Origin of the sequence: Sutterella massiliensis, from assembly GCF_016899755.1 — a bacterium.
GTDB lineage: Bacteria > Pseudomonadota > Gammaproteobacteria > Burkholderiales > Burkholderiaceae_F > Sutterella > Sutterella massiliensis.
On record NZ_JACJJC010000174.1, the window covers coordinates 1 to 753 of the forward strand.

Here is a 753-nt window from a genome sequence, read left to right on the forward strand (position 1 = left end):
AGGCAGTTCGCCGCGTTCCTCGGCCTCGTGCCCATGCACACCGGCAGCGGCGGCAAGACCATCACGACGCATATCCCAATGCGCTGCAACCAACAGCTCCGAGCGCTGATGATTGAATGCGCTCAGGCCGTCGCCAGAGCCAAATATAAGACTCCGTGGGTAACGGCCATCCTCGCAAAGAAGCCCAAGAAGGTGGCGCTCGTCGCCATCGCCAACCGCATCGCTCGACAGTGCTGGGCCGTCGCCTCGAAGGGCGAGGCCTGGAAAGACTTGAGCGTCACGACAGCATAGGAGACGACATCGTGCCCGTCCGGATTGCTCAAGCTTGTTGATGTGAAATCGGTTACGCCGACCCCTGTCAAACCTGTTCGCTTTTTAAGCAATTAGTTGCTGTTTGTCAATTTAGGAGCAGGGGTCGGACCTTACATCATGGCCACGTCGAAGGCGCACAGTCGCCGCAGAAATGACGATCGACAGGTCGAATAAGAATGCTCAATCCCTTGACTTCGTAGCGCATCGGAAGCCTGCACCCGGATCGGTTCCTGACTCAGTTGTGAACATCTAAAAACCAGCATGCGCATCTTTGCCGGTGCTATGCCTGATCGCACCGGCAAGGATACGTGCTGCCTTAAAAAGGCTGGCAGTCAAGGGGTTTGGCAACTTGACGACGAACTGGACCAACAAAGAAGGGAACGCCGCAACACCCTGTTTCACAAGGATTTTTTTCTGAGTGAATCGCCATTGGGCGCCTTC

General features: G+C 55.9%; 2 protein-coding genes. Both read left to right on the forward strand.

Annotated features, from left to right (window positions below; all coding sequences use genetic code 11):
- The coding region (locus H6A60_RS11990; RefSeq protein ID WP_205104936.1) for a transposase at positions 1-291 on the forward strand (291 nt) is incomplete at its 5' end.
- A 282-nt stretch (positions 292-573) separates the two neighbouring features.
- On the forward strand, positions 574-753 hold a 180-nt coding region (locus H6A60_RS11995; RefSeq protein ID WP_205104938.1), incomplete at its 3' end, for a hypothetical protein.